This is a genomic window from Collinsella sp. AM12-1 (genome assembly GCF_003472325.1).
Taxonomy (GTDB): Bacteria; Actinomycetota; Coriobacteriia; order Coriobacteriales; family Coriobacteriaceae; genus Collinsella.
In genome coordinates this window covers 17,902-43,859 of record NZ_QRLS01000003.1, presented here as the reverse complement: position 1 = coordinate 43,859, position 25,958 = coordinate 17,902, and the positions used below count along the sequence as shown (strand labels likewise).

The following is a 25,958-nucleotide window of genomic DNA, read 5'->3' as shown; positions in this document are numbered from 1 at the left end:
TTTTTTCGAGCGACAATCGAGCGGTCGGCGACGGCGGGGCGATATGTGTCAAAAGCATCGTCTGCCGAGGAAGCCTTGCCGTTCGCCGAATTGCACAAACGTAAAAATCGCCAATTATGGAGACGGTCTCGAACACGTCGACGAAACGATGCGGTAACATCTCCCTGCAAACACTGTAGTTAGCTAAAGGGGGAGTTCGCGTGTCTGCAACCATTAAACCCTTCACCGATGAGTTCGAAGAGTATGGCCGCGATGAATCTCGTGCATCGGGCGAAGCATCGAGCATCTCGTTTCCGACAACGGAAGACGAGGTCCGTGCCATTTTGGAAACGCTCCATGCCGAGCGTGTCCCGGTAACGGTTCAGGGCGCCCGAACCGGCCTTGCCGCCGGTGCCGTGCCCCACGGTGGGCATATCCTCAATACTTCCCGTATGAATCGCTACTTGGGCCTTCGCCGCGATGAACAAGGCCAATTTCTGCTGCGCGTGGAGCCGGGCGTTGTGCTCTCGGAGCTGCGTAAGCAGCTGAGCAAGAAGGTACTGCCGACCGCTGGTTGGGACCAGGTATCGCTTGAGGCCTACGAGGAGTTCCAAGAGTCCCCCGAGCAGTTCTTTCCCACCGATCCCACCGAGGCATCTGCCTGTCTGGGTGGCATGGCGGCATGCAACGCCTCCGGCGCCCGCAGCTACGCTTACGGCCCCATGCGCCCGCATATCACGGGACTCCACGTCGCGCTGGCTGATGGCGATTTGCTTGAGCTTCAGCGCGGCGAGGCTTTTGCCCAGGGCCGCCACCTGTCGCTCGTGACGGCAGAGGGTCATACATTCGAGCTTGATCTTCCTGACTACACCATGCCCAAGACCAAAAATGCCTCGGGGTATTTTGTTGCGGACGATATGGACGCCATCGATCTTTTTATCGGTGCGTGCGGCACGCTCGGCGTCATTACCGAGCTCGAGATCGCCCTGCAGGCGGCACCTTCGGTCGTATGGGGTGTGAGTTGCTTTTTCGATAGCGAAGACAAGGCCGTGTCCTTTACCGATTCCGTGCGTCCCGTGCTGTCCCATGCCGCCGCTATTGAGTATTTCGATGCTGGCGCCCTGGATATCCTGCGTCGCCAGCGCGAGCAGTCGACAGCGTTTGCCTCGCTGCCGGCGCTCGACGACGAGGCAAAGGTCTGTGTCTACGTGGAGCTCGACTGCGATGACGAGGCGCAGGCGACCGAGGAGCTGTACCACCTTGGATGGGTGCTGGAGTTTGCGGGCGGCCGCGACGATGCGACATGGGTCGCCCGCACCGAAGTCGATCGCGAGTGCCAGCGGTTCTTCCGCCACGCGGTGCCCGAGAGCGTCAACATGCTCATTGACGAGCGTCGCCGCACCGACCCCACCATTACCAAGCTGGGATCGGATATGTCGGTGCCCAATGCACGCCTTGCCGATGTCATGGCCCTCTATCGCCGCACGCTGGCCGAAAGCGGGCTTGAGTCTGCTGCCTGGGGACACATCGGGAACAACCATCTGCATGTGAACATCCTGCCGCGCGATGCGCAAGACTACCGTCGTGGTGGAGAGCTCTTTGCCCAGTGGGCTTCCGAGGTCACGGCCATGGGCGGTGCCGTTTCTGCCGAACACGGCGTCGGCAAGATCAAGGCGGGCTTCTTGGAGACGATGTACGGCCACGAGGCCATGGTCGAGTCGGCGCGCCTCAAACTCCAGCTCGATCCTGCCGGCCAGTTGGGTCGCGGCAACCTGTTTACGGAGAAGCTCTTGGATGAACTCGTCCAGAAAGGGGGCGCGTGAAGATGAGTGATTTCCATATGGTGGTGTGCGTCAAGGCGGTGCCCGGAAGCACCGAGGTCAAGATGGACCCCAAGACCAATACTATCGTGCGTGATGGCAAGCAGGCGGTCATTAATCCCTTCGATGCAAGTGCCCTCGAATGTGCGCTAGCGCTGAAGGACGACTTTATCGGCTTTGGCATGGACGTGCGTGTGACGGTGGTGTCGATGGGCATCCCCGCGACCGAATCGCTGCTGCGCGACTGCATCGCCCGCGGTGCCGACGACGCGCTGCTGCTGACCGATCGCGCCTTTGCGGGCGCCGATACCCTAGCCACCACCTATGCCCTCAAATGCGGCATCGAGGCACTCGATGAGGACTTTGACCTGCTCATCTGCGGCAAGATGGCGGTGGACGGCGATACGGCCCAGATCGGCCCCGAGCTGGCCGGCGCCTTTGGGGTCCCCTGCGTGACCGACGTGAGCTGTGTGCAGAGCGCGGGATTTACGACGTGTGGCTCGCTGGCGCTCGTTCACGGCTGCGATGCCGGCGAGGAGACGGTGTACCTGGAGATGCCGTGTGCGATGACGACTGCCAAGGAGATTGGCCAGCTGCGCATGCCGAGTATTGCCGGTATTCGCGCGGCCGAGGATGCAGACGTGCGTGTGGCCAGCGCTGCCGACGTAAACGCCGATCCCTCGCGTTGCGGCCTTGCCGGATCACCGACGCAGGTCGTGCGCTCGTTTGTGCCCGACCGTGACCAAACGTGCGAGGCCGTCGAGGGAACGGCGTCCGAGCAGGCGGTAAAACTTGCCAAGATTATTGAGGGGATGGCATAGATGAGCGGGCTGATTATCGATAGCGAAGCCTGTATCGGCTGCGGTCGCTGCGTTCGCGCCTGCGCCTCGGGCGGCATTGTGGTGGAGGGTGAGCGCCCCAATCGCTGTGCCCGCGTAACCGACGGCTGTATCCTGTGCGGTGGGTGCGTCGACGCCTGCCCCGTCAACGCCATCTCGATTGAGCGCGACGAGGCCGCCGGCGCGGCAGACCTTGACGCATATCGAGACATCTGGATCTTCGTGCAGACTGACGAGCACGATGCCGTTGCATCCGTGGCCTTCGAGCTCATGGGCAAGGGGCGCGAGCTTGCCGATGCCCGCGGCTGCCGTCTGGTGGCACTGGTCGGCATGAGCCCCGAGGGCTCACTCGGGGACCTGGAGCATCTGATTTGCGCCGGTGCGGACGAAGTTCTGGTCTGTCGTGACGAGCGCCTGCGTCAGAACGACGCGGAGGTCTACGCCCGCTTGATCTGCGATTTGGTAGCCGAGCGCAAGCCCGAGGCCATTCTGTACGGCGCGACCGCCTTTGGTCGCGAGCTGGCGCCCGGTGTGGCCGTGCGCTTGCAGACGGGCCTTACGGCCGATTGCACGGTGCTTTCGATGGATACGGAGACGGGTCTGCTGCAGCAGACGCGCCCGGCGTTTGGCGGCAACCTGATGGCCACCATTATCTGCCCCAACCACCGTCCTCAGATGGCAACGGTGCGCCCCGGCATCTTTAAGGCGCCCGAGTTTGACTATAGCCGCTCCGGCACGATTGCCCAGGTAGTGCTAGCGGATGACGTTAAGGCCCGTGTCGAGATCTCGATTCCCGCCGAGGAGTGGGGACAGCAGGCCTCAATTGCCGATGCCGAGCGTCTAGTCGTGGTGGGCCGCGGCATCGGCTCCAAGAAAAACCTACCGCTGATGCGAAAGCTTGCCGAGGCTCTGGGTGCCGAGCTTGGCTGCACGCGCCCCGTGGTGGAGGCCGGCTGGCTGGAGTATCGCCACCAAATTGGCCAGACGGGTGTATCGGTCTCGCCCAAGCTCCTCGTGAGCATCGGTGTCTCGGGCGCTATCCAGCATCTCGCCGGCATCGGTGGGGCGGAGTGCATTGTCGCCATCAATGAGGACCCGGATGCCCCCATCTTCGGTGCCGCCCAGTACAAGGTCGTCGGCGATGCCGTTGAGATTGTTGAGGAACTGCTGGCTCAGCTCGAGTGCTAAGCGCTTGCCAGCCAGCGGCGCAGCTCGTCCTTAAGGCGGCTCCAGGTTGTCTGCGCGGCGGGGTCGGTAAAGGGTCGCGTAATGCCAAAGGGCGCGTCGAGCAGGCGATAGATATCGCCTTGCTCGCGCGCCAGTGCACGGCTTGCCGGATGGACGAGCTCAAACATAAAGCAGATGAGTCCCACCAGGTAGTCCGCCGGCTCGTTGCGCTCGTCACGCGCGACGCAGCGATGCTCGTCAAAGGCGGTAAGCGCCGGTGTCGAGAAGTGGCTGGCGAGAAACGTGTCCTCATCCACCTTGAGGATGGTGTCGACGGTGCTGTCGGCGATGGTGCGCATAATGTCGATCTTGTCGCCATCGCGCACGATCTCGCAGAAGCGCCGCGTGCGCTCGTCGAGCTGCGCGGGTAGACGGAAATCGCTGTGATAGGCAATGCTCGCTCGGATGAGCTCATCTTCTGCCGGGTCATCGATAAAGTCGCGGACGCTCGTCACGGCGGGTGCATCGGCGGGATTCTCGCCAAAGAGGACCTCGATGCCCAGCGCTGCATGGCCCATGCTCTCGGCGTCCTTAAAGGTGTCCCAGCGTCGCAGCTGCTCAAAGCGGCCCATATCGTGCAGCAGGCCGCAAAGCCATGCCAAGTCAATATCATCTGACGACCAGCCCTGCTCGCGCGCTACGGCATCGCATGCCTCGGCCACGTGGTACGTATGCTCGATTTTGAGCGCGATGCGTGGGTTGGTGGCGTCGTAGGCATCGGTGTAGCTTTTGAAGGCTGCGCGCGCCTGGTCTCGATCGATAGCTGTCATAATGACTTCCTAAAAAGTTGTGTCTTTCGATCCGGTGGCAATTGTAGGCGAACTTTATTGCCACCGGTTGATATTTCTGCTGCGTTGCGAGGTGCGCTGCAGACGACTTACCAGAATGGGAGTGGCATGGTCCTTAGGATCTTTAAAACCGTCTGGCCGGTGATGCTTACCTATGTTGCAATAGGCGCGCCGTGCGGAATGATCATGGGGCAGACGGGAATGGAACCCTGGATGGTCTTTGCCCTGAGCAGCACGTTTGTGACGGGCAGCGGCCAGTTTATGATCTGCAACCTGTGGCTGGCGGGCGTGCCTGCAGCATCGATCGTCGCGAGCGTTGCTGCCATCTCCTCGCGCTTTGCGCTTTACTCGGCATCGATCGCGCCGCATCTGACGGGTGCCTCGAAGCGTCAGACGCTGGCTGTTGCCGCGACACTTACCGAGGAGGCATATGGCATCTCGCTTGCCAAGTTGGTTGAAGGGGAGGATTGGGGCCCGCGCGAGTCCTTTGTGCTCAACGTGATTCTCATCGCAACATGGGGCGTTTCGTGTACGATGGGCGCCATCGTCGGCGCCGTTGTCGATGTTCCCACCGCCATTGCAGCCTTTGTCTGCACCTCGCTCTTTATCTGCCTGCTCTTTTCGCAGCGGCTGTCGCGCGGCAACGTTGTCGCGGCGGTTTCGGGCGCGGTGTCCGTCGCCGTATGCAAGTTCTTGGGCCTCACGAATATTGCCGTGCCGGCAAGCGTCGTGGCCGGCATGGCCATTGCGTTGGCGTGCGATGCTGTATTTGACGGAAGAGGTGCCCGCGATGCCCGTTAACGAGTTCTTGGTTCTGTGGCTGTCGTCGTGGGCTGCTATCGCGTTCTTTCGCATCGCGCCGGCGTTCGCCTTGCGCGGGCGGACCCTGTCGCCCCGCATTACCGAGGCCCTGGGCTATATCCCGCCCGCCGCCTTTGCCGCGCTGGTCGCCAACGACTTGGTGAGCCCCGGCGCGTTCGACGCGGGACTCTGGCCTGCCTTGGTTCCCTGGATTGCGGCCGCCGGCGTCGTGGTCGTGGCGGTCAAGACAAAATCGATGCTGTGGTGCTGCGTCTCGGGCATCGTACTCTATATTGTCTTGAGCCTTATATAGGGGTGGCGTCGCGGGCGCCGAATCTCGTTCCATCCCAACTCGTCGGATTTTTCACCGAGCTGGTCTATTTCTTCTGGTACCATGGTCAAACTTTACTGTAGCAAAGCGTGACGCGGGCTTTTGTACCCCGTCAGCGGAAATGGGGGTTTCATGGCACAGGAAGCAACCGCCAACGAGCAAAAGAAATTCAAGGTTCCGCGCATCCCGGGCGACATCATGATCTATCCGATGATCGTCGGTCTTTTGCTCAACACCTTCTGCCCGCAGGTTTTTGAGATCGGCGGCTTCTTTACGGCTGCCTGCCGCGGTGGCTCCAATACCATCGTCGCCGCGATCCTGCTGTTTGTGGGCGCCGGCATCAGCTTTAAGTCCACGCCGGGTGCCATCAAGACCGGTATCGTCGTGCTGATCCCCAAGCTGGTCGTCGCAGCGGCTCTCGGCCTGGGCGTGGCATATTGCTTTAACGACAACTTCCTGGGTCTGAGCTCCGTGTCTATCATCGGCGGCATCACGTTTTGCAACATGGCGCTCTATACGGGCATCATGGGCGAGTTCGGCGATGAGTCCGAGCAGGGCGCCGTCGGTATCCTGTTCTTTACGGCTGGCCCCGCCGTCACGATGATCATCCTCGGTGTTTCCGGCCTCGCCAACATTCCCATTGGCACCATTATCGGCTCCATCTTGCCACTCGTTATTGGCATGGTTCTGGGCAACCTGTTCCCGTTTATCAAGAACCTGCTGGTTCCCGGTGCCAATCCCGCGATTGCCGTCATCGGATTTCAGCTCGGTGCGTCCATGAGCCTGTCGAGCTTTATCACCGGCGGTATTTCCGGCATCTTGCTGGGCCTTGTCACGCTGTTTGTCGTCGGTCCCATCACCTTTGCGTTCGAGCGTCTGTGCGGCGGCAATGGCAAGGCCGCTGTGGCTTGCTCCACCATTGCCGGCACGGCTATGACCACACCGGTTGCCCTCGCCGAGGTCGCACCGCGCTACGCCGAGCTTGCGCCCACCGCGTGCGCTCAGATCGCCACCGCCGTTATCATCACGGCGATCATGGCTCCGATTCTGACTGGCTGGGTCGACAAGAAGTTCTGCCAAGGCAAGGAGGATCTGTCGCCTGTCGGTGTCGAGGCCATCGAGGAGGCCGTCGCGACTGACATCGATGGCGAGTAGCAATCGATACCCATCAATGATGCCGGCGTGTGCAATTCGCGCCGTATGGGCGCCCGAACAGAAACTGTTTTGCAGTGATGTTCGGGCGCTCTGCTATTATCCCCTTTACCCCTGCGGAGTAAAGGGGTGTTTATTGCCCTGATTCGAATTGGGCGATTCTGACCACTTGGGTATTGAAGGGATGGCGCTAGTGGTTAAGGCACTCAAGATTGAGATATTCGTGCTATGCATGATTGTTCTTATCGGGCTTGCCGTGCGAAGTCGTCGCTCCTTGTTCTCGAGCACCCAGCAGCTATTGTTTAGCATGCTTGGCTACACCTCTGCCGCGTACATATTATTCGATATGATCTGGACGCTTTCGGACGGTGTGGACGGCACGTTGGGCATTGCTGCCAACTGGATTTCCAACGCGGTTTCGTTTTCGCTCTTTGCTATCGCGTGTCTCATTTGGTTTATCTATTCCGAGACGGTGCAGGGTTCTCGCCTTTTGACCTCGCGCTATAGGGTGGTGCTTGTAGCGTTGCCTACGGCTCTGGTGGTCGTGCTGGCGTTTACCAGTTACTGGACGCACGCCCTGTTCTATATCGATTCGCAGGGCGTGTATCGTCGCGGCTTTGCCTATATGATCCAGCCCATCGTCAGCTACTGTTACGTTATACATACGTCCCTGCATGCATTTGTGCAATCTCGCAGGGTCGAGAGCCTGCAGACGAAGGCCATCTATCGAACCTTGGCATTTTTCGCCATTCCAGCCCTGGTGGGCGGTACCTTTCAGGTCGTATACTCGGTGCCCGGCCTTTGTGTCGGCATAATGATTAGCATGTTGCTGCTCTACATCATCTACCAGGAGCAGCTCATCTCGACCGACCCGTTGACTGGACTTAACAATCGCAACCGTTTTGAGACCTATATGCTGTCGCTCTTCTCAAATGTGGATCAGGCCGAAGATGTATATCTGCTTATGATGGACGCCGACGGCTTTAAGCAGATTAACGATCGCTATGGGCATGTGGAGGGCGACCACGCTCTTCAGGTCATATCCGCTGCGCTCAAAGAAGTCTGCTCGGCGTCTGGCGGCTTTATCGCACGTTATGGTGGCGATGAGTTCGTGGTGCTCCAAAAGGCAGTGGCGGAACAGGATATCATGCATCTGTGCGCGACAATCAACGATGAGCTCGCGCGCGCCGAGGTTTCGTATCTGTTGCGGATGTCCATCGGCTACGCACGGGTTGGTGATGGCGTCGATACCTGGCAAGACTTGCTTCGTGCTGCCGACGCGGAGCTCTACCGCGTAAAGCGCGAGAAGAAGAAAGCCGGCGTCCAGATACGCTAGGAAAAGGGGCACACGACCGTTGCGATGGTCGTGCGCTCCTTTTGCGTTTGTGGGGGCCACCGGTCATAATGCCCAGGCGCGGTGCGGCAAGACGGGCGTCTGCCGCCGCGACTCGGTGCGAAATCAACGAGAACCAGTGCATTCCATTAAGCTAAAGTGTGTGAAGGTTCTCCCTAAAAAGGTGAGCTCTCTAGGCTTTTTTGGGTTTGTTGACGATGATGATGCCGCTGCAGACCAAGAGCAGGGCAACGATGACAGTAACGGGGCTCGTGCCGGCGCCCTCGCCAAGCAGCAGTGCGCTCAGCAGTACGCCAAAGACCGGGTTCATAAATCCAAAGACCGAGACGCGGCTGACGGGGTTGACGGCAAGCAGGCGCGACCACAGCGAGTAGGCGACCGCGGAGATAAGCGCCATGTAGATGATGAGCACGATGGCGGGGACAATCGCTGTGGGGGAGAGCGCGCCACCCATCAAAAAGCCGATGGCGGTGAGGACCAGGCCGCCGACCAAGAACTGCCACCCGGCAAGCAAGACGCCGTCGTGCTTGCGCGAGAAGATGCCGATCAGGCAGGTCGAAAGAGCACCCGCGACTGTGGAGGCTAGGATAAAGCCCTCGCCATCGAGCCTGAAGCCAAAGGTGCCATCTGCGCCCGAGAGGTTGACGAGCGCGACGCCGGCAAAGCCCAGCGCACAGCCAAGCACCTTGGCCGTATTGAGCTTCTCGGTGTGAAATGCCAGGGCGGCAAAGAGGATTGCGAGGAAGTTGGCGCTGGCCTCGATGATGGAGCTCGACATGGCGCTGGCGTGCGAGAGGCCCAGATAGAAAAAGAAGTACTGCCCGATAGTCTGGAAGAGCGACAAGACAAAGATGGGCTTGATGTCGCGAGCCTGCGGAATGAGGGGGGCGGCGTTGGGCCGCACTCATCCCAACGATAACCAGGGCGCCGGCAAGCGTGAAGCGCAAGCCCGCAAAGAGCAGCTGCGAGGCGCTATCGTGCGCCGGGATACCAAAGAGTGCGTAGCCGATCTTGATGCAGGGAAAGGCCGATCCCCAGAGCGCGCAACAAACAAGACAGCCCAGGATGAGTCCGGGCAGGGTGGCGAGATACGGCTTGCGGCTTTCCATGATGTCCTTCCTGCATGCGCGAAGCAAAAAAGAACCCGCCACCGGATGTGTCGGTGGCGGGTGTTGTTACCCGAGGGGATTGTACCCGATGGGAAAGGTTTAAGCGAAGTAGGCCACGCCGCTCTCAAAGATCGGCATGAACTTATCGCCGGGGACATGCTCGGGCACGTTGCGGTACAGGTTGTCGCCGCGACGCTCGGCATGGCCCATCTTGCCCAGGACGCGGCCGTCGGGGCTCGTGATGCCCTCGATGGCGAGTGCGGAGCCGTTGGGGTTGACGGAAAGATCCATGCTGGGCTTGCCGTTCTCGCCCACGTACTGCGTGGCGACCTGGCCGTTGGCGATCAGCTGGGCGAGCACTTCGTCATTGGCGACAAAGCGGCCCTCGCCGTGGCTGATGGCGACGGTGTAGGGGTCGTCCAGGCTGCACTGCGACAGCCACGGGGACAGGTTGGACGAGATGCGGGTGCGCACCAGACGGCTCTGGTGGCGACCGATGGTGTTGAACGTCAACGTGGGCGCATCGGGCGTGGCGTCGACGATGTCGCCGTAGGGCACCAGGCCGAGCTTGATCAGGGCCTGGAAGCCGTTGCAGATGCCCAGCATCAGGCCATCGCGGGCCTTGAGCAGGTCGCGGACTGCCTCGGTGACCTCGGGAGCGCGGAAGAACGCCGTGATGAACTTGGCGGAGCCGTCGGGCTCGTCGCCGCCTGAGAAGCCGCCGGGGATCATGACGATCTGGCTTGCACGGATGCGGCGGGCAAGCTCGTGGGTGCTCTCGGCGACGGCCTCGGGCGTGAGGTTGTTGATCACGAAGGTGTCGGCCTCGGCACCGGCGGCACGGAAGGCGCGGGCGCTGTCGTACTCGCAGTTGTTGCCGGGGAACACGGGGATGATCACGCGCGGGCGGGCGATCTTGGCGCCGCCGTACACGTGGATATCCTTGGCGCGGAAGTCGATGGTCTCGACCTCGGGGGTCTCGCCGGCGCTGCGGTAGGTGAAGACGCCCTCGATGCCGCTCTCCCAGGCCTCCTGGAGCTCGGAGAGCTCGATGACTTCGGAACCGGTGTCGATGACATAGCCCTCGACGGTGGTGCCCAGGGGCTCGACGACAACGCCGTCGGCGACCTCGGGCAGCTCGGCATCCTCGGCGAGCTCGACAATAAAGCTGCCGTAGAGCGGGGTGAAGAGGCTCTCCACGTCTACATCCTCGGCAAGCTCGATACCGATCTGGTTACCGACGCACATCTTAAAGAGGCTCTCGGCGCCGCAGCCGTAGCCGGGCGTGGAGATGGCCAGGGCGTTGCCGGTAGCAGTGAGCGCCTCGACGGCGTCAAACGCGGCGAGCAGCTGCTGAGCATCGGGGCGGTAGTCCTCGCCATAGGTGGCGGGGGCGATGCGGACGACGCGGTGCGTGAGGCCCTTGAACTCGGGCGAGACGGCGCGGGCGGCCTTGCCCACGGCGACGGCGAAGCTGATCAGGGTCGGCGGAACGTTGAGCTCGCCGGCCTCGTCCTCAAACGAACCGCTCATGGAGTCCTTGCCGCCGATGGCGCCGGCACCCAGGTCGACCTGGGCCATAAGGGCACCCAGGACGGCAGCCATGGGCTTGCCCCAGCGCTCGGCCTCGGTGCGCAGGCGCTCGAAGTACTCCTGGAAGGAGAGGTAGGTGCGCTTGTGCTCAAAGCCGGCGGCAACGAGCTTGGCGATGGACTCGACCACGGACAGGTAGGCGCCCGCAAACTGGTCGGCCTCCATCAGATAGGGGTTGAAGCCCCATGCCATGGCGCTCGCCGTGGTGGTCTCGCCGTCCACGGGGAACTTGGCGACCATGGCCGAGCTTGGGGTGAGCTGCGTCTTGCCGCCAAAGGGCATGAGCACGGTCGCGGCGCCGATGGTGGAGTCGAAGCGCTCGGAAAGGCCCTTGTTGGAAGCGACGTTGAGGTCGGTGACGAGCGAGGTCATGCGCTCGGCGAGCGTGGTACCGGCCCAGCTGGGCTGCCACACACTGCGGGCGCAGACGTGGGCGACCTGGTGCTTGGGCGCACCGTTGGAGTTGAGGAACTCGCGGGACAGATCGACGATGGCGACGCCGTTCCAGGCCATGCGCATGCGCGGCTCGGCGGTAACCTCGGCGATAACGGTCGCCTCCAGGTTCTCCTCGGCGGCGTAGCCCATGAACTCCTCGACGTCACCGTCGGCGACGGCGCAGGCCATGCGCTCCTGGGATTCAGAGATGGCGAGCTCGGTGCCGTCCAGGCCGTCGTACTTCTTGGTCACGGTGTCCAGGTCGACATACAGGCCGTCGGCAAGCTCGCCCACGGCGACCGAGACGCCGCCGGCGCCAAAGTCGTTGCAGCGCTTGATCAGGCGGCAGGCGTCGCCGCGGCGGAACAGACGCTGCAGCTTGCGCTCGACCGGGGCGTTGCCCTTCTGGACCTCGGCGCCCGAGGTCTCGATGGACTCGGTGTTCTGGGTCTTGGAGGAGCCGGTGGCGCCGCCGATACCGTCACGGCCGGTGCGGCCGCCCAGCAGGATGATCTTGTCAGTGGGGGCGGGGCACTCGCGACGCACGTGGTTTGCCGGGGTAGCGCCCACGACGGCGCCGACCTCCATGCGCTTGGCAACGTAGCCGGGGTGATAGAGCTCGTTGACCTGGCCGGTGGCAAGGCCGATCTGGTTGCCGTAGCTGGAGTAGCCGGCGGCAGCGGTGGTTACGAGCTTGCGCTGCGGCAGCTTGCCCTCGAGCGTCTCGGACACGGGGACGGTGGGGTCGCCGGCGCCGGTGACACGCATGGCCTGGTACACGTAGCTGCGGCCCGACAGCGGGTCGCGGATGGCACCGCCCACGCAGGTGGCGGCACCGCCGAAGGGCTCGATCTCGGTCGGGTGGTTGTGGGTCTCGTTCTTAAAGAGGAACAGCCAGTCCTGGTCCTCGCCGTCGACATCGACCTTCACCTTGACGGTGCAGGCGTTAATCTCCTCGGACTCGTCGACATCGGTCATGACGCCGGTCTTCTTGAGGTACTTGGCGCCGATGGTGCCCATGTCCATGAGGCAGACGGGCTTGGTGTCGCGACCGAGTTCGTGGCGCATCTCCATGTAGCGGTCGAAGGCCTGCTGCACCACGGCGTCGTCGATCGTCACGTCGTCCAGGACGGTGCCGAAGGTGGTGTGGCGGCAGTGATCGGACCAGTAGGTGTCGATCACGCGGATCTCGGTGATAGTGGGGTCGCGATCCTCATCGCGGAAGTACTGCTGGCAGAAGGCGATGTCCGCCTCGTCCATGGCAAGGCCGCGCTCGGAAATAAAGGCGGCAAGGCCGGCTTCGTCGAGCTCGCGGAAACCGTCGAGCACCTCGACGGGCTGGGGCTCGGGGGTCTCCATGTACAGCGTCTCGGGCAGGTCGAGCGAGGCGATGCGCGCCTCGACGGGGTTCACCACGTAGTGCTTGATGGCATCAATGGCGGCCTCGTCCAGAGCGCCCGAGATCATATAGACCTTGGCGGAGCGCACGGCGGGGCGCTCGCCCTGGCTGATGAGCTGCACGCACTCGCTGGCGGAGTCGGCGCGCTGGTCAAACTGGCCAGGCAGGAATTCGACGGCAAAGACGGCGCCATCGCTTGCGGGGAGCTCGTCGTAGGTCACATCGACCTGGGGCTCGCTAAAGACGGTCGGCACGCAGGACCGGAAAAGCTCCTTGTCGATGCCCTCGACGTCGTAGCGGTTGATAATCCTCAGGGCCTCGATGCCCTTGATGCCGAGAATTTCGGTCAGCTCGCCCTTGAGCTGCTGAGCCTCGACGTCGAACCCGGGTTTCTTCTCCACGTAGATACGAGAGACCATTGGTTCCTGCCTTCCTGATCGGTTGGGCGTACGGTACGGTATGCGGCAGCGGTCGGTTTGCGGGGTCTGCCCTGCGGTCGCCTTGAGCCACATGTTTGTAAACCTCACTATGATACGACAGCTCGCGGCGCGTTGAGGACGGCGAGGGTGCTACAGTGAAGCGCAAACAAGAGAAAGGCATCACATGGCATTCGTTTCGCTCGCCATCATCGCACTCGTGGCCTTTGCGAGTCCTTTTATCGCCTCGGCGATTCCCGGAAAACCCGTTCCCGAGACGGTCTTTTTGCTCGTGCTCGGCGCGGTACTGGGACCCCATATGCTCGGCGTCATCCATGTAGATGCTGAGGTCTCGCTTGTGTCCGAGCTGGGCCTGGCCTTTTTGTTCCTGCTTGCCGGCTTTGAGATCGACCCCAAGAGCATCACAGGCGTCGAGGGGCGCTACGGCTTGGCGACGTGGGCCGTCACGCTTGGTATCGCCTGGCTTGCCGTGCGCTTTACCCCGTGGTTCTCAGTCAGTCATTTCGACGGTATCGCCGTGACGCTTGCCCTCACTTCGACGGCGCTCGGTACGCTTGTGCCCATCATGCGTGAGCGCTCGCTCACCGGCACGCGCGTGGGCGACTCGATTCTCGCGTATGGCACTTGGGGCGAGCTCGGTCCCGTGCTCGCCATGTCGGTGCTGTTGTCTGCCCGCACTGGCATCCAAACGCTCGTTATCCTTGGCTTGTTTGCGGTGGTTTGCGTGTTGCTGGCCGTGGTCCCGAGCCGCTCCAAGCGCGTCGGCAGCCGCTTCTTTGCATTTGTTGAGGAGCGCGCCGATACCACGTCGCAGACCTTCGTGCGCCTGACGGTGCTCATCCTGGTCACGCTCGTGGCATTCTCGGCTGTCTTTGATCTCGACATCGTGTTGGGTTCTTTTGCCGCTGGCTTTGTCCTGCGCTATATCATCCCCGAGGGCAACCATACGCTCGAGACCAAGATCGACGGTCTGGCCTACGGTTTTTTGATTCCGGTGTTCTTTACCGTGTCGGGCGCAAAGATCGACCTGACGGCCGTGGCGTCGCGCCCGGGCTTGCTCGCGGGCTTTATCGTGGCGTTGTTGATTATTCGTGCCGTGCCCATTCTTATTTCCATGAGCATTTGTCCTGCGACGCGCGATGTGTCGGCGTATGGTCGCATTACCGTGGCCCTGTACTGCACCACGGCGCTGCCGATCATCGTTGCCGTTACGAGCGTTGCCGTCAACGCGGGCGCGCTGTCGCAAGATATTGCGTCGGTCATGGTTGCCGCCGGTGCCATCACGGTGTTCTTGATGCCATTGCTCGCGCAGCTCTTCTACCGCGTGGTGGATGCCGCACCGGTCGCCGCCGTGGCAGAGGTTGCCGAGCATCCATCCGATGCGCTCGACATCTTGCGCGCCCACCACGACCTAGCGAGCTTGCTCGCGCGCGAGCACGAGCTGCTGACCTCGCATGGCCGTGGTCGCGTATTCGAGGGCCTGCCTACGCTCGATACGATTGCCGAGCGTCTTTCCGCCGAGGCAGCGAGCGGCCACATCGATGCCCGCATCGTGGACGCGGCGCACCTGCTTGCCGATAAGACCTATGGAGACGAGGTCGACCCGTCCGAGCTGACTCCGCGTGAGCGCCGCCGCCTGGAGCGCGCCAAGCTCGCCGTGCGCGAATACCGCCGCCGCATGCTGGAGCTCTATGCGCGCGAAGAAGCCGAAGACGACGACGGTAAGTAGTCGATACTTTCTCGGGGAAGCCGCGTCCCGCTTTGAAGGCTCGGAACGGGATGTGGTTTCCGAAACGGGGAGCGTTGGGAAACTGTGTCCCGGAATGGGCGCTCAGAGTGGGATGCAGTTTCCGCGAGAGGCTCGTTAGGGAAAGCGCATCCCATTCTGAGCCGGAATTATGGGACGCAGTTTCCTTTTCGAATAGAAGAAGGTGCGCTGCCTGCGGTTGATGCAGGCAGCGCACCTTCTTGCGTTGAGCTCGGTTGAGGTTTAAAGCTGTGGCTTGCGACCTTTAGGAGCGGGCGGCTCCGTCGACGGGGAGGATGGCGCCCGTGACGTAGGCGGACATGTCGCTCGCCAGGAAGACAAAGGCGTTGGCGACATCCTCGGGCTCGCCCATGCGGCCCAGCGGAATGGTGGCGATGATGGGCTTGATGACCTCTTCGGGCAGGTTGGCGACCATATCGGTCTTGGTCACACCGGGGGCGACGGCGTTGACGCGAATGCCCATGGGGGCGAGCTCGCGCGAGAGCGACTGGACCATGCCGTTGACGGCAAACTTGGACGTGGGGTAGCCGACACCGGAGGGCTGGCCGTACTTGGCGACCATCGAGCTCGTGGTGGTGATGGTGCCGCCGTGGCCGGCCTCGGTCATGATCTTGGCGGCAGCCTGGTGGCCATTAAAGACAGCGACGACGTTGAGGTCCATGACCTTTGCAAACTCCTCGGCCGTGTAGTCCAAAAGGGGGGAGCGCTGGGAGATGCCGGCATTGTTGACGACGGTGTCCAAGCCGCCCATATCGTCGGCAGCCGCGGCGAAGGCTTCGGTTACGGCCTCGAGTGAGGTGAGGTCGCAGGAGCGGCCCCAGACCTTGGCCTCGGGATAGGCAGCTTCCAGCTTCTCAACGGCAGCATCGGCAGTCTCCTGGCGCGAGCCAAATACGGTGACGGCAGCGCCTTCCTCGATAAAACGGCAGGCGATGGCATAGCCGATACCGCGCGTGCCTCCGGTGATGATTGCTTTCTTGCCCTCGAGCAACATGGTGCTTCCTCTCATCGCGGGCGGACATTCGCAGCACAGCGTAGCGGTAGCCGGAATCGGCCGCGTTTGCATATCGGTGAACGGTAGCCCGTGTTACCGATGAGCGGCTCGCGCAAATGTGCTCTGCCGTCGTGCTTAGGGCAGGAGACAAAAGGGCTCCCGTCCCACATCGGACGGGAGCCCTCAAGGCGCGTATTGCTGGGCGAGCGTTGGGTTAGTTCGCCATGACGTCTTCGGTCCAAGCCTCGACGTCCTCGATGCGCAGGACGTTGGCGACCTCGGCCACGCAGTCGACGCTGGCAAGTTCGGCGGCGGCAGCCTGGACGTCCTTCTCGAGTGCGCGGTGCGTCAGGAAGATGACCGAGCAGGCATCGCTGACGCCCGACTTGCCGTCCTCGACCTGGTTGATGAGCGAGATCGAGATGTTGTGCTTGGCAAAGATGTCGACCGTCTCGGACAGGGCGCCCACGCGGTCGGCGACCTTCAGGCGCACATAGTACTTGGTCTGGAGCTCGTCCATGGGCTTAAAGGCGAGGTTGTGGCCATAGGGCTCAATCTCGGGCAGCGGGGCCACGCCGCGGCTGATTTGCTCGGAGAGCGACAGAATATCGCCCACGACGGCGCTCGCGGTGGGGAAGGAGCCTGCGCCCGCGCCGTAGAACATGGTCTCGCCCACGGCGTCGCCTACCACGTAGACAGCGTTCATGGCACCGTTGACCTTGGCAAGCATGTGGTCGGCGGGGATCAGCGTGGGATGCACGCGGACGTCGACGCCGGCGTCGGTGTTGCGGGCGATGCCGAGCAGCTTAATGGTGTAGCCGAGCTCGCGGGCCTGGGCGATGTCCTCGGCGCCGATGGTACGGATACCCTGCTGGTACACATCATCGGTGGTAACGCGGGTGCCAAAGCCGATGGAGGCGAGGATGGCCGTCTTGCTGGCGGCATCGAAGCCGTCGACGTCGGCGGACGGGTCGGCCTCGGCATAGCCCTTGGCCTGCGCGTCGGCAAGCACGTCGGCGTAATCGGCGCCCTCGGCGTCCATGCGCGACAGGATGTAGTTGGTGGTACCGTTGAGAATGCCGGCGATGGTCAGGATCTTGTTGCCCACCAGGTCGTGCTCGAGCGTGCTGACGATGGGGATGCCGCCACCGCAGCTGGCCTCGCACTTAATCTGCACGCCGCACTCACGCGCCTTCTCGGCAAGCGTCTCGACATGGCGGCCCAGCAGAGCCTTGTTGGCGGAGACGACATGCTTGCCGTTCTCGAAGGCAGTGGTAAAGATCTCGGTTGCGGGATGCTCGCCTCCGATGAGCTCGACGACGATGTCGACGGCGGGGTCGGTGACGACGTCGTGCCAGTCACTCGTAAAGGCCTCGCGCTCAATGCCTGCCGCCTCGGCCTGCTCCCAAGCAAGCGCGCAGGCGCGGGTCAGCTTAAGGTCGATGCCGTAGGCTGCCAGGTACTCATCGTGGTGGCTCTTGATCAGACGGGCCACGCCGCCGCCGACGGTTCCCAGACCGATCAGACCGACGTTCACGGTGCGCAGGGATTCGCTCATAGATAGCTCCTTCGTGCATCTTATGGATGGATTAACCGCTTAAAGGTTGAGTGCATTCTAGCGTGAACCGGGGGCGCGTGCTCGCCAGGCAACAGGAGCCGCACAAAACGGCACCCCCGAAACGCTGCGGAAACATTGGAAACACGCTCGCTACAAACGGACTTCCGTAACAAACTGTCAACGTTTGCGCCATAAGGTTTGCCCTGTACCGCAAGACGGCCGCACCGCGGCCAGCGAAAAAGGGGACACCATGTTCAACATCAACAGCACGCTCAGCCGTAGGAACTTTCTCGCCGGCGCTGCGGCGCTCGGCAGCACCGCCGCACTCGCTGGTTGCTCGTCGGGTGGCTCGGACGGCGGCACCGCCGATGACGGCAAGACCTTCAAGATTGGCGTTATCGGCCCTCTGACCGGCGCCGCGGCAACCTATGGCGTTTCGGCCGAGAAGGGTGCCAAGCTTGCCGCCAAGGATTTCTCGACCAAGGACCTCAAACTCTCGCTTAAGTCCGAGGATGACGTCGCCGACGGCGAGAAGGCTATCAACGCCTTCAATACCCTGTGCGACTGGGGCATGCAGGCGCTCGTCGGCCCCGTCACGACTGGTGCCGCCGTCGCTGTCTCGGGCGAGATCGCCGACGATATGCTCATGGTCACGCCCTCTGCTTCGTCCCTCGACGTCACCAAGGACAAGACCACGGTTTTCCAGGTTTGCTTTACCGACCCCACCATGGGCGCGAGTGCTGCCAAGTTTTTGGCCGAGAAGTATGCAGACGCCAAGATCGCCCTGTTCTACAACTCCGGCGATACGTACAGCTCGGGTGTTGCCGATGCCTTTGCCGAGCAGGCCAAGGAGTCCAAACTTGATATCGTCGATGCCGAGACCTTTAAGGACGACTCCTCCACGAGCTTTACCAACCAGCTCACCAAGGCCAAGGAGGCCGGCGCCACGCTCATCTTTGCGCCGATCTACTACACGCCGGCGTCCGTTTTGCTCAAGAACGCCAAGGACATGGGATACGACATGACCCTCATGGGTACCGACGGCATGGACGGCCTGCTCTCCGTTGAGGGCTTCGACACCTCCCTTGCCGAGGGCGTGCTGCTCATGACCCCGTTCTCTGCCGACGATGAGAAGAACGCCGACTTCGTCAAGGCATATAAGGACGCCTACGACGAGACGCCCAACCAGTTTGCCGCCGATGCCTATGACTGCGTCCATGCGATTGTCGAGGCTATCGATAAGGCAGACATCGATATTACGGCCGACGGCGCCGACATTGCCGGCGACCTCGCCAAGGCCATGCGTAAAATCAAGATCGAGGGCCTGACGGGCGAGCTCACGTGGAACGACGAGGGCCAAGTCGAAAAGCCTGCTACGGCCTATGTGATTCAGGACGGCAAGTACATCGCTGCCTAAGTGTGCATAAAGCGCAACCGATGAGGCAGTTTTATTCAGGGCGGGGTCGCCTGTAACAGAATGGAAACATTACTTTTACACAATAAAGTGGCATTACTGCATAAAAAAATAGAAATACGCAGAAATATGGATAAATGAACAAATCCAAAGAAAAGTTGAAATAATCGCCACTTTTCCTAACTAAAGCGTCTACTATTTTGCGAACGCCGAACACGGCGAAGGATGGCCTGTCGGGCAACCAAAACCCGACGAGATTTGAGAGGAGAGCCGCATGTCGAGCCTCACCGGTAAGTCATTGAACCCTGTTATGAATCGCAGGAGCGTTATCGCGAGCGCAGCAGGTCTGGGGGCGATGTCCATTCTAGCGGGCTGCTCCTCCAACGGCGGCGACAGTGGTTCCGCTTCGGGCGACGCTTCGTTTAAGATCGGCACCATCGGCCCGCTGACCGGCGCCAACGCGTCCTACGGCAAGTCTGTTACCCAGGGCGTCGAGCTTGGCTGCAAGGACTTCTCCACCAAGGAGCTGCCGCTTGCCAGCAAGGCCGAGGATGACCAGGCCGATGGCGAGAAGGCCGTCAACGCCTTCAACACCCTGCTCGACTGGGGCATGCAGGCCCTCGTCGGCCCGACCACCACGGGCGCGTCGGTTGCCGTTGCCGCCGAGTGTGGTAACGACCCCAAGACGTTCATGATCACCCCGTCCGCGTCCTCCGAGGACGTCACCGACGGCAAGGATTGCGTCTTCCAGGTTTGCTTCACCGACCCCAACCAGGGCGTCAACGCTGCCAAGTTCCTGGCGCAGAAGTATGCGGACGAGAAGTTCGTGCTGTTCTATAACTCCGGCGACGCCTATTCTTCGGGTGTCGCGGATGCCTTTAAGGTTCAGGCTGCTGAGTCCAAGCTCGAGATTGTCGACGAGGAGACCTTTAAGGACGACTCCGCCACGAGCTTTACCAACCAGCTGACCAAGGCCAAGCAGGCCGGCGCCACCATGATCTTTGCGCCGATCTACTACACCCCGGCCTCCGTCCTGCTCAAGAACGCCAAGGACATGGGCTACGACGTCAAGATGATGGGCTGCGACGGCATGGACGGCATCCTGGGCGTTGAGGGCTTCGACACCTCTCTTGCCGAGGGTCTGCTGCTCATGACCCCGTTCTCTGCCGACGACGAGAAGAACGCCGACTTCGTCAACGCTTACAAGGATAAGTACGGCGATACCCCCGACCAGTTTGCCGCTGACGCCTACGACGGTGTGCACGCGGTGGCCGAGGCCCTCAAGGAGGCCGGTCTTGGTGTCGACGCCGACCCGACCGAGGTCGCCGAGAAGCTGTCCAAGGCTATGCTCAAGATTACCGTTGACGGTCTGACCGGCAAGCTCACCTGGAACGATAAGGGTCAGGTCCAGAAGGAGCCCACGGCGTACGTCATCACCGACGGCAAGTACGTACAGGCCTAATAGGCCGCCTTACATAGAGCGGTTTTGATCCCAAGCAGGGGAGGTTTTGGCCTTCCCTGCTTGCTTGGTATCTAGGGACGATGTAACGTCCCTGTTTCATACATCAACTGGAAACCTATTCGAAAGGGGGATGTGGAACATGACAGTCTTTATCCAATACCTGGTCAACGGCCTGTCCATGGGCAGCGTCTACGCCATCATCGCGTTGGGCTACACCATGGTCTACGGTATCGCCAAGATGCTGAACTTCGCTCACGGCGACGTCATCATGGTCGGTGCCTATGTCTCGTTCTGCGCCACGTCGTATCTCGGCCTCCCGGGCTGGGCATCTGTAATTCTCTCTTGTGTGGTCTGCACGGTTCTCGGTGTTCTCATCGAGGGTCTGGCATACAAGCCGCTGCGCCAAGCAGGCCCTCTGGCCGTTCTGATCACGGCCATCGGCGTGTCTTACTTCCTGCAGAACGCCGCGCAGCTTCTGTGGGGCGCCACGCCCAAGAACTTCACTTCGCTCGTCACCTTCCAGGTGCCGGAGTTCTTGGCCAAGTTCAACGTAAGCGCCGTCTCGCTCGTCACCATCGTCGCCTGCCTGGTTATCATGGCCGGCCTGATGTTCTTTACAGGCAAGACCAAGATGGGCAAAGCCATGCGCGCCGTGTCCGAGGACAAGGCCGCCGCTCAGCTCATGGGCATCAACGTCAACCGCACCATCTCGATGACGTTCGCCATCGGCTCCGCCCTTGCCGCCATCGCCGGCGTGCTGCTGTGCTCCTACTCGCCGGTGCTGCAGCCCACGACGGGTGCCATGCCTGGCATCAAGGCCTTCGATGCCGCTGTCTTCGGTGGCATCGGCTCCATCCCCGGTGCCTTTGTCGGTGGCATTCTCATCGGTATCATCGAGGCGATGGCACAGGCTTATATTTCCACGAGCCTTGCCAACTCCATCGTCTTTGGTGTTTTGATCATCGTCCTGCTCGTCAAGCCTGCCGGCCTCTTGGGCAAGTACGTCCCCGAGAAGGTGTAGGTGAGCGTTATGAAGTTTCTTAAAGACAAGCAGACGCGTCACGACTTTGTTACGTACGCCATGTGCCTTGTGGCGTTCGCCATCGTGTTCTTTATGCAGTCTAACCACATGATTCCGCGCATGATCGCCGGTCAGCTGGTTCCCATCACGGCCTATATCGTCATGGCTATCTCCCTTAACCTCGTCGTCGGCATCGCGGGCGACTTGTCGCTGGGCCACGCGGGCTTTATGAGCGTCGGCGCCTATACAGGCATCGTTACCGCGGTCGCCCTCGAGAGCGCCGTTCCCTCCGATCCGATACGTCTTGTCATCAGCATCGTGGTCGGCGCCATCGCTGCCGCCATCCTGGGCTTCTTGATCGGCATCCCGGTCCTTCGCCTGAGCGGCGATTACCTGGCTATCGTGACGCTGGCCTTTGGCGAGATTATCAAAGAGATCGTCACCTGCCTTATCGTGGGCGTCGACTCCCACGGCCTGCATGTGATCTTTAACATCACGGGCAACTCCACGATCGACGACCTGCACCTGCTCGAGGACGGCACCGCCATCATCAAGGGCGCCCAGGGCGCCTCGGGCGTGTCGACGTACTCGACCTTCCTTGCCGGTGCCATCTTGGTCATGGTCGCACTCGTGATCGTGCTCAACCTGGTGCGCAGCCGTACCGGCCGTGCCATCATGGCCGTGCGCGATAACAAGATTGCAGCCGAGTCCGTGGGCATCTCCGTCACCGAGTACCGCATGATCGCCTTCGTGGTTTCCGCCGCTCTCGCCGGCGCTGCCGGAGCCCTCTTCGGCGGCAACTTCTCGCAGCTCTCCGCCACTAAGTTCGACTTCAACACGTCGATTCTGATTCTGGTGTTCGTGGTCTTGGGCGGTCTGGGCAATATGCGCGGCTCCGTCATCGCAGCGGCGTTGCTCACGGTACTTCCCGAGCTGCTCCGTCAGTTCTCGGACTACCGCATGCTCATCTATGCCATCGTGCTGATCCTGGTCATGATCTTTACCAACAACCCGCAGCTTAAAGCGTTCTTCGGTCGCGTCAAGGACCGTTTTGCTTCCAAGAAGGAGGTGGCAGCCGATGCCCAGTAAATTTGAGTTCAACAAGGGCAAGATGGTCCCGTATCCTTCTGGCGCCATCGTTCCCGATCGCGATCTGGGCCAGCGCCCGGCGCTCGAGTGCATCCACCTGGGCATTGAGTTCGGTGGCCTTAAGGCAGTCGACGACTTTAGCCTGACTATCGGCAAGACCGAGATCGCCGGCCTGATTGGCCCCAATGGTGCCGGTAAGACCACGGTCTTCAACCTGCTCACCAAGGTGTACCAGCCCACGCACGGCACCATCCTGCTCGACGGTGAGGACACCTCGGGCAAGTCGGTCTATCAGGTCAACCGCATGGGCATCGCCCGTACGTTCCAAAACATCCGCCTGTTCAACACCATGACGGTGGAGGACAACGTCAAGGTCGGTCTGCACAACCAGGAGCGCTATTCCGGTTTTGAGGGCGTGCTGCGCCTGCCGACGTACTGGAAGCACGAGAAGGCCGCCCATGAGCGTGCCATGGAGCTGCTGTCCATCTTTGATATGGAGCATCTGGCAAGCGAACAGGCCGGCTCGCTGCCTTACGGCGCTCAGCGCCGCCTGGAGATCGTCCGCGCGCTTGCCACCAACCCCAAGCTGCTGCTGCTCGACGAGCCTGCCGCCGGCATGAACCCGTCCGAGACCGCCGAGCTCATGGAGAACATCGTCAAGATTCGCGACACCTTTGGCATTGCCATCATGCTTATCGAGCATGATATGTCGCTCGTCATGAACATCTGCGAGGGCATCTGCGTGCTCAACTTTGGTAAGGTTATCGCCAAGGGCACGGCCGAGGAAATCCAGAACAACGATGCCGTTATCGAGGCATATCTGGGCAAGCAGGATAAGGGGGAGAACTAAATGGCAGAGCCGATGCTTTCCGTCTACAACATCAACGTCTGGTACGGCGCCATCCACGCCATCAAGGACATCTCCTTTAACGTCAACGAGGGCGAGATCGTGGCCCTGATCGGTGCGAACGGTGCCGGCAAGTCCACAACGCTCAAGACGGTCTCGGGCCTGCTGCGCTCTAAGACCGGCTCCATCAAGTTTATGGGCGAGGACATTACCCATACGCCCGCTGATAAGCTGGTTGGTAAGGGCCTGGCTCAGGTTCCCGAGGGACGTCGCGCCTTTTTGCAGATGACGGTCGAGGAGAACCTGGAGATGGGTGCCTATACGCAGCCCAAGTCCACGGTGGCTCCGGGCCTGGAGCGCGTCTACGAGCAGTTCCCGCGCCTGAAGGAACGTCGTCGCCAGGTCGCCGGCACCCTTTCAGGCGGCGAGCAGCAGATGCTCGTTATGGGGCGCGCCCTTATGAGTAACCCCAAACTGCTCATGCTTGACGAGCCTTCCATGGGCCTGGCGCCGATTCTGATTGAGCAGATCTTCCAGATTGTCGAGGACCTGCACAAGGCCGGCACCACGGTGCTTCTGGTCGAGCAGAACGCGCAGATGGCGCTCTCGATCGCCACGCGTGGCTACGTGCTCGAGACCGGCAAGATCACCATGACCGGCACCGGCCAAGAGCTCCTGCACGACGATAACGTGCGTAAAGCCTACCTGGGCGGTTAACTAGTTACGCGGTTTTACCAAACCGCGTAACGGCTCGACGCTGCAAGCCCGCCAGAGCGGCAATCTGCCTTTCAACTTCGGCGGCATGACCAGAAGGTCAATGCCGCCTCGTTTCAAGGCACCTTGCTCGCTCTGGCGGGTTTTCGCTGTCGTTGCCAAAACATCGACGTTGTGGCAGATGCCAACGACTATTCCCTTTAAGTTGCGGTGGAATAGGGACTAAATGGGAGCCTCAGAGGTCAAAAGAGTCCTTATTCCACCGCAACTTCATGGGGGTGTGTGACAATGCCCGTCGGAAAACATCTGCTGTCTTTGGGGGTCTATCTATGCTGTACGAGTTTTGTGCCGAGAACTTTGAGCGTGTGCCGGCGGCTATCGATGCCGGTGCTAAGCGCATCGAGTTGTGCGACAACCTTGCCGTTGGTGGCACTACGCCCTCGGCCGGCGTTATCAGCACTACGGTCAGCTATGCTCACGAGCATGACGCGCGAGTGATGTGCATGATTCGCCCGCGTGGCGGTGACTTTCACTACAATCAGGACGAGCTGCGCATGATGGAGATGGACTTGGGTCTTGCCGTGAGCGCCGGCGTTGACGGCCTGGTCTTTGGCTGCTGCAAGCCCTGTGCCGGCGGCTGGGCGCTCGACGAGCTCACCCTCGGCGCCCTCGTGATGGCTACGGGCTGCGCGACCGAGGAGTGCAAGCGCGGGGTCATCGATATCACCTTCCACATGGCCTTTGACCAGCTCTCGCTCGAGGCTCAGCTCGATGCCATTGACACACTCGCCGACTGCGGCATCACGCGCATCCTGACGCATGGTGGTGCTGCCGGAACGCCGATCGAGGACAACCTGGAGCACCTGTCGCGTCTTGTCGAGTATGCGGGCGACCGCCTGACCATTCTTCCCGGTGGCGGCATTTCCACGGCCAATCGCGATACCGTGGCGGCGGCACTGGGCGTCTCCGAACTCCATGGCACCAAGATCGTGCCGCTGGAGGTATAACCCGTGGCGCTGGTATTTGACGTCCAGCAGGCGAGCGGTAAGCCCGACGATAATCGTCGCCCTGGCACCGCGTGCCCCTTTTGTGACACGGAGGGGCTCGCCAACATCATCCAGCGCGATGGTGACTGCATCTGGCTCGAGAATAGGTTCAAGACCTTGCGCGCCACCCGTCAAACCGTGTTGATTGAATCGGCAGATCACGATGCCGACTTGGTGACCTATGAGCCGGATGAACTCCACCATGTGATGCGGTTTGCTCTGGGCTGTTGGCAGCAGATGATCGATTCCCAGCAGTACCGCAGTGTACTCATGTATAAGAACAAAGGTCCGCTTTCGGGCGGCAGCCTCGTCCATCCACACATGCAGATTGTGGGCTTGGAACAGGAGGACGGCTATGCGGCGCTGACCTTAGCCAACTTTGAAGGCATCGCTGTCTGGCAGCAGGGGAGAATCTCGGTCAACATCTCAACCGAACCGATTATGGGATTCTTTGAGGTCAACGTCTCGGCTCCACAGGGAATCGCCGCCAGCGACGACGCCCGCGACCAAGCCGAAGCGGACCTGTTTGCCGATGCGATTCAGGTGGCCCTGCGCTATATCCTGCACGAGCACCACGGCGGCCGCGCGGAGTCGTACAACTTGTTCTTCTACCACATGGACGGCCGGACCATTGCCAAGGCGCTTCCGCGTTGGGTGGTTTCGCCCTACTTTGTCGGCTATCGTTTGGCCCAGGTTAATGCCGAGACCACGCTCGATATCGATGCTGATCGCCTGCGTGCGCATCTGGAAACGCTCGTATAGCAAGACTAACACCCGCGTA

At 61.3% G+C, this 25,958-nt stretch carries 21 protein-coding genes; 16 read left to right on the top strand and 5 right to left on the bottom strand.

Features of this window, described 5'->3' with window-relative positions; genetic code table 11:
* The first annotated feature begins 200 nt into the window (after positions 1-200).
* From DW136_RS02520 to DW136_RS02510, 3 genes are read left to right on the top strand one after another with little or no spacing between them, the layout of a single operon-like run.
* The gene (locus DW136_RS02520) at positions 201-1,802 is read left to right on the top strand and encodes an FAD-binding oxidoreductase (RefSeq protein ID WP_117790670.1); all 1,602 of its coding nucleotides are present in this window, start codon (positions 201-203) and stop codon (positions 1,800-1,802) included.
* A 2-nt stretch (positions 1,803-1,804) separates the two neighbouring features.
* Entirely contained in the window at positions 1,805-2,620 is an 816-nt protein-coding gene (locus tag DW136_RS02515; protein WP_089573320.1) for an electron transfer flavoprotein subunit beta/FixA family protein, read from the top strand.
* A complete protein-coding gene (locus DW136_RS02510; RefSeq protein ID WP_117790669.1) occupies positions 2,621-3,826 on the top strand; it encodes an electron transfer flavoprotein subunit alpha in 1,206 nt (401 codons plus the stop codon). It begins immediately after the preceding gene.
* Here the strand turns inward: DW136_RS02510 and DW136_RS02505 are convergent.
* Entirely contained in the window at positions 3,823-4,635 is an 813-nt protein-coding gene (locus DW136_RS02505) for an HD domain-containing protein (RefSeq protein WP_117790668.1), read from the bottom strand. The two genes, DW136_RS02510 and DW136_RS02505, sit on opposite strands and share 4 nt — an antisense overlap.
* A gap of 126 nt (positions 4,636-4,761) precedes the next feature.
* Here DW136_RS02505 and DW136_RS02500 point away from each other — a divergent pair, with 126 nt between their 5' ends.
* From DW136_RS02500 to DW136_RS02485, 4 genes are all read left to right on the top strand, one after another.
* Entirely contained in the window at positions 4,762-5,454 is a 693-nt protein-coding gene (locus DW136_RS02500; protein WP_158551185.1) for an AzlC family ABC transporter permease, read from the top strand.
* On the top strand, positions 5,444-5,767 hold the full coding sequence (locus DW136_RS02495) for an AzlD domain-containing protein (protein WP_035137063.1): 324 nt from the start codon (positions 5,444-5,446) through the stop codon (positions 5,765-5,767). The genes DW136_RS02500 and DW136_RS02495 overlap by 11 nt, the downstream gene beginning before the upstream one ends.
* 150 nt (positions 5,768-5,917) lie before the next feature.
* Positions 5,918-6,940, top strand: coding sequence for a 2-keto-3-deoxygluconate permease (locus tag DW136_RS02490; RefSeq protein ID WP_117790667.1), 1,023 nt, complete (start codon positions 5,918-5,920; stop codon positions 6,938-6,940).
* Positions 6,941-7,130: 190 nt separating this feature from the next.
* Positions 7,131-8,273 (top strand): diguanylate cyclase, encoded by a 1,143-nt coding sequence (locus DW136_RS02485; protein WP_158565755.1) that lies wholly within the window; start codon positions 7,131-7,133, stop codon positions 8,271-8,273.
* 190 nt (positions 8,274-8,463) lie between these two features.
* On the opposite strand, the gene DW136_RS02480 is transcribed toward DW136_RS02485, so the two are convergent.
* A complete protein-coding gene (locus DW136_RS02480) occupies positions 8,464-9,195 on the bottom strand; it encodes a DMT family transporter (protein WP_233540251.1) in 732 nt (243 codons plus the stop codon).
* A gap of 304 nt (positions 9,196-9,499) precedes the next feature.
* Entirely contained in the window at positions 9,500-13,246 is a 3,747-nt protein-coding gene (locus DW136_RS02475) for a phosphoribosylformylglycinamidine synthase (RefSeq protein ID WP_117790665.1), read from the bottom strand.
* Positions 13,247-13,430: 184 nt separating this feature from the next.
* On the opposite strand from DW136_RS02475, the gene DW136_RS02470 reads away from it, so the two are divergent.
* On the top strand, positions 13,431-14,993 hold the full coding sequence (locus DW136_RS02470; RefSeq protein WP_118288987.1) for a cation:proton antiporter: 1,563 nt from the start codon (positions 13,431-13,433) through the stop codon (positions 14,991-14,993).
* Positions 14,994-15,276: 283 nt separating this feature from the next.
* Here DW136_RS02470 and DW136_RS02465 read toward each other — a convergent pair whose 3' ends face one another.
* The gene (locus DW136_RS02465) at positions 15,277-16,026 is read right to left on the bottom strand and encodes an SDR family NAD(P)-dependent oxidoreductase (protein WP_117582908.1); all 750 of its coding nucleotides are present in this window, start codon (positions 16,024-16,026) and stop codon (positions 15,277-15,279) included.
* Positions 16,027-16,240: 214 nt separating this feature from the next.
* Positions 16,241-17,584, bottom strand: a complete 1,344-nt coding sequence (locus tag DW136_RS02460; RefSeq protein WP_117582909.1) for a homoserine dehydrogenase — start codon at positions 17,582-17,584, stop codon at positions 16,241-16,243.
* 250 nt (positions 17,585-17,834) lie between these two features.
* Between DW136_RS02460 and DW136_RS02455 the strand changes: the two genes are divergently transcribed.
* From DW136_RS02455 to DW136_RS02420, 8 genes are all read left to right on the top strand, one after another.
* Positions 17,835-19,001, top strand: a complete 1,167-nt coding sequence (locus DW136_RS02455; protein WP_117582910.1) for an ABC transporter substrate-binding protein — start codon at positions 17,835-17,837, stop codon at positions 18,999-19,001.
* 271 nt (positions 19,002-19,272) lie between these two features.
* Positions 19,273-20,460, top strand: a complete 1,188-nt coding sequence (locus DW136_RS02450) for an ABC transporter substrate-binding protein (RefSeq protein WP_117582911.1) — start codon at positions 19,273-19,275, stop codon at positions 20,458-20,460.
* 139 nt (positions 20,461-20,599) lie between these two features.
* Positions 20,600-21,481: a branched-chain amino acid ABC transporter permease gene (locus tag DW136_RS02445; RefSeq protein ID WP_117582912.1), complete on the top strand. Its 882-nt coding sequence runs from the start codon at positions 20,600-20,602 to the stop codon at positions 21,479-21,481.
* A 9-nt stretch (positions 21,482-21,490) separates the two neighbouring features.
* Complete coding sequence (locus DW136_RS02440) at positions 21,491-22,570, top strand: branched-chain amino acid ABC transporter permease (RefSeq protein WP_117582913.1); 1,080 nt, start codon at positions 21,491-21,493, stop codon at positions 22,568-22,570.
* Positions 22,560-23,420, top strand: coding sequence for an ABC transporter ATP-binding protein (locus tag DW136_RS02435; protein ID WP_117582914.1), 861 nt, complete (start codon positions 22,560-22,562; stop codon positions 23,418-23,420). Before DW136_RS02440 ends, DW136_RS02435 begins: the two co-directional genes overlap by 11 nt.
* 12 nt (positions 23,421-23,432) lie before the next feature.
* The gene (locus tag DW136_RS02430) at positions 23,433-24,134 is read left to right on the top strand and encodes an ABC transporter ATP-binding protein (protein ID WP_035137222.1); all 702 of its coding nucleotides are present in this window, start codon (positions 23,433-23,435) and stop codon (positions 24,132-24,134) included.
* 326 nt (positions 24,135-24,460) lie between these two features.
* On the top strand, positions 24,461-25,138 hold the full coding sequence (locus DW136_RS02425; protein ID WP_117582915.1) for a copper homeostasis protein CutC: 678 nt from the start codon (positions 24,461-24,463) through the stop codon (positions 25,136-25,138).
* Positions 25,139-25,141: 3 nt separating this feature from the next.
* The gene (locus DW136_RS02420; RefSeq protein ID WP_117582916.1) at positions 25,142-25,939 is read left to right on the top strand and encodes a DUF4931 domain-containing protein; all 798 of its coding nucleotides are present in this window, start codon (positions 25,142-25,144) and stop codon (positions 25,937-25,939) included.
* Positions 25,940-25,958: the final 19 nt, after the last annotated feature.

Bases quoted from the DNA above. Each gene is read 5' to 3' on its own strand.
- DW136_RS02470 (WP_118288987.1), top strand. From the start codon at position 13,431: ATGGCATTCGTTTCGCTCGCCATCATCGCACTCGTGGCCTTTGCGAGT.
- DW136_RS02425 (WP_117582915.1), top strand. From the start codon at position 24,461: ATGCTGTACGAGTTTTGTGCCGAGAACTTTGAGCGTGTGCCGGCGGCT.
- DW136_RS02430 (WP_035137222.1), top strand. From the start codon at position 23,433: ATGCTTTCCGTCTACAACATCAACGTCTGGTACGGCGCCATCCACGCC.
- DW136_RS02500 (WP_158551185.1), top strand. From the start codon at position 4,762: ATGGTCCTTAGGATCTTTAAAACCGTCTGGCCGGTGATGCTTACCTAT.
- DW136_RS02475 (WP_117790665.1), bottom strand. From the start codon at position 13,246: ATGGTCTCTCGTATCTACGTGGAGAAGAAACCCGGGTTCGACGTCGAG.
- DW136_RS02450 (WP_117582911.1), top strand. From the start codon at position 19,273: ATGTCGAGCCTCACCGGTAAGTCATTGAACCCTGTTATGAATCGCAGG.
- DW136_RS02490 (WP_117790667.1), top strand. From the start codon at position 5,918: ATGGCACAGGAAGCAACCGCCAACGAGCAAAAGAAATTCAAGGTTCCG.
- DW136_RS02435 (WP_117582914.1), top strand. From the start codon at position 22,560: ATGCCCAGTAAATTTGAGTTCAACAAGGGCAAGATGGTCCCGTATCCT.
- DW136_RS02465 (WP_117582908.1), bottom strand. From the start codon at position 16,026: ATGTTGCTCGAGGGCAAGAAAGCAATCATCACCGGAGGCACGCGCGGT.
- DW136_RS02510 (WP_117790669.1), top strand. From the start codon at position 2,621: ATGAGCGGGCTGATTATCGATAGCGAAGCCTGTATCGGCTGCGGTCGC.
- DW136_RS02440 (WP_117582913.1), top strand. From the start codon at position 21,491: ATGAAGTTTCTTAAAGACAAGCAGACGCGTCACGACTTTGTTACGTAC.
- DW136_RS02505 (WP_117790668.1), bottom strand. From the start codon at position 4,635: ATGACAGCTATCGATCGAGACCAGGCGCGCGCAGCCTTCAAAAGCTAC.
- DW136_RS02455 (WP_117582910.1), top strand. From the start codon at position 17,835: ATGTTCAACATCAACAGCACGCTCAGCCGTAGGAACTTTCTCGCCGGC.
- DW136_RS02515 (WP_089573320.1), top strand. From the start codon at position 1,805: ATGAGTGATTTCCATATGGTGGTGTGCGTCAAGGCGGTGCCCGGAAGC.
- DW136_RS02460 (WP_117582909.1), bottom strand. From the start codon at position 17,584: ATGAGCGAATCCCTGCGCACCGTGAACGTCGGTCTGATCGGTCTGGGA.
- DW136_RS02445 (WP_117582912.1), top strand. From the start codon at position 20,600: ATGACAGTCTTTATCCAATACCTGGTCAACGGCCTGTCCATGGGCAGC.
- DW136_RS02495 (WP_035137063.1), top strand. From the start codon at position 5,444: ATGCCCGTTAACGAGTTCTTGGTTCTGTGGCTGTCGTCGTGGGCTGCT.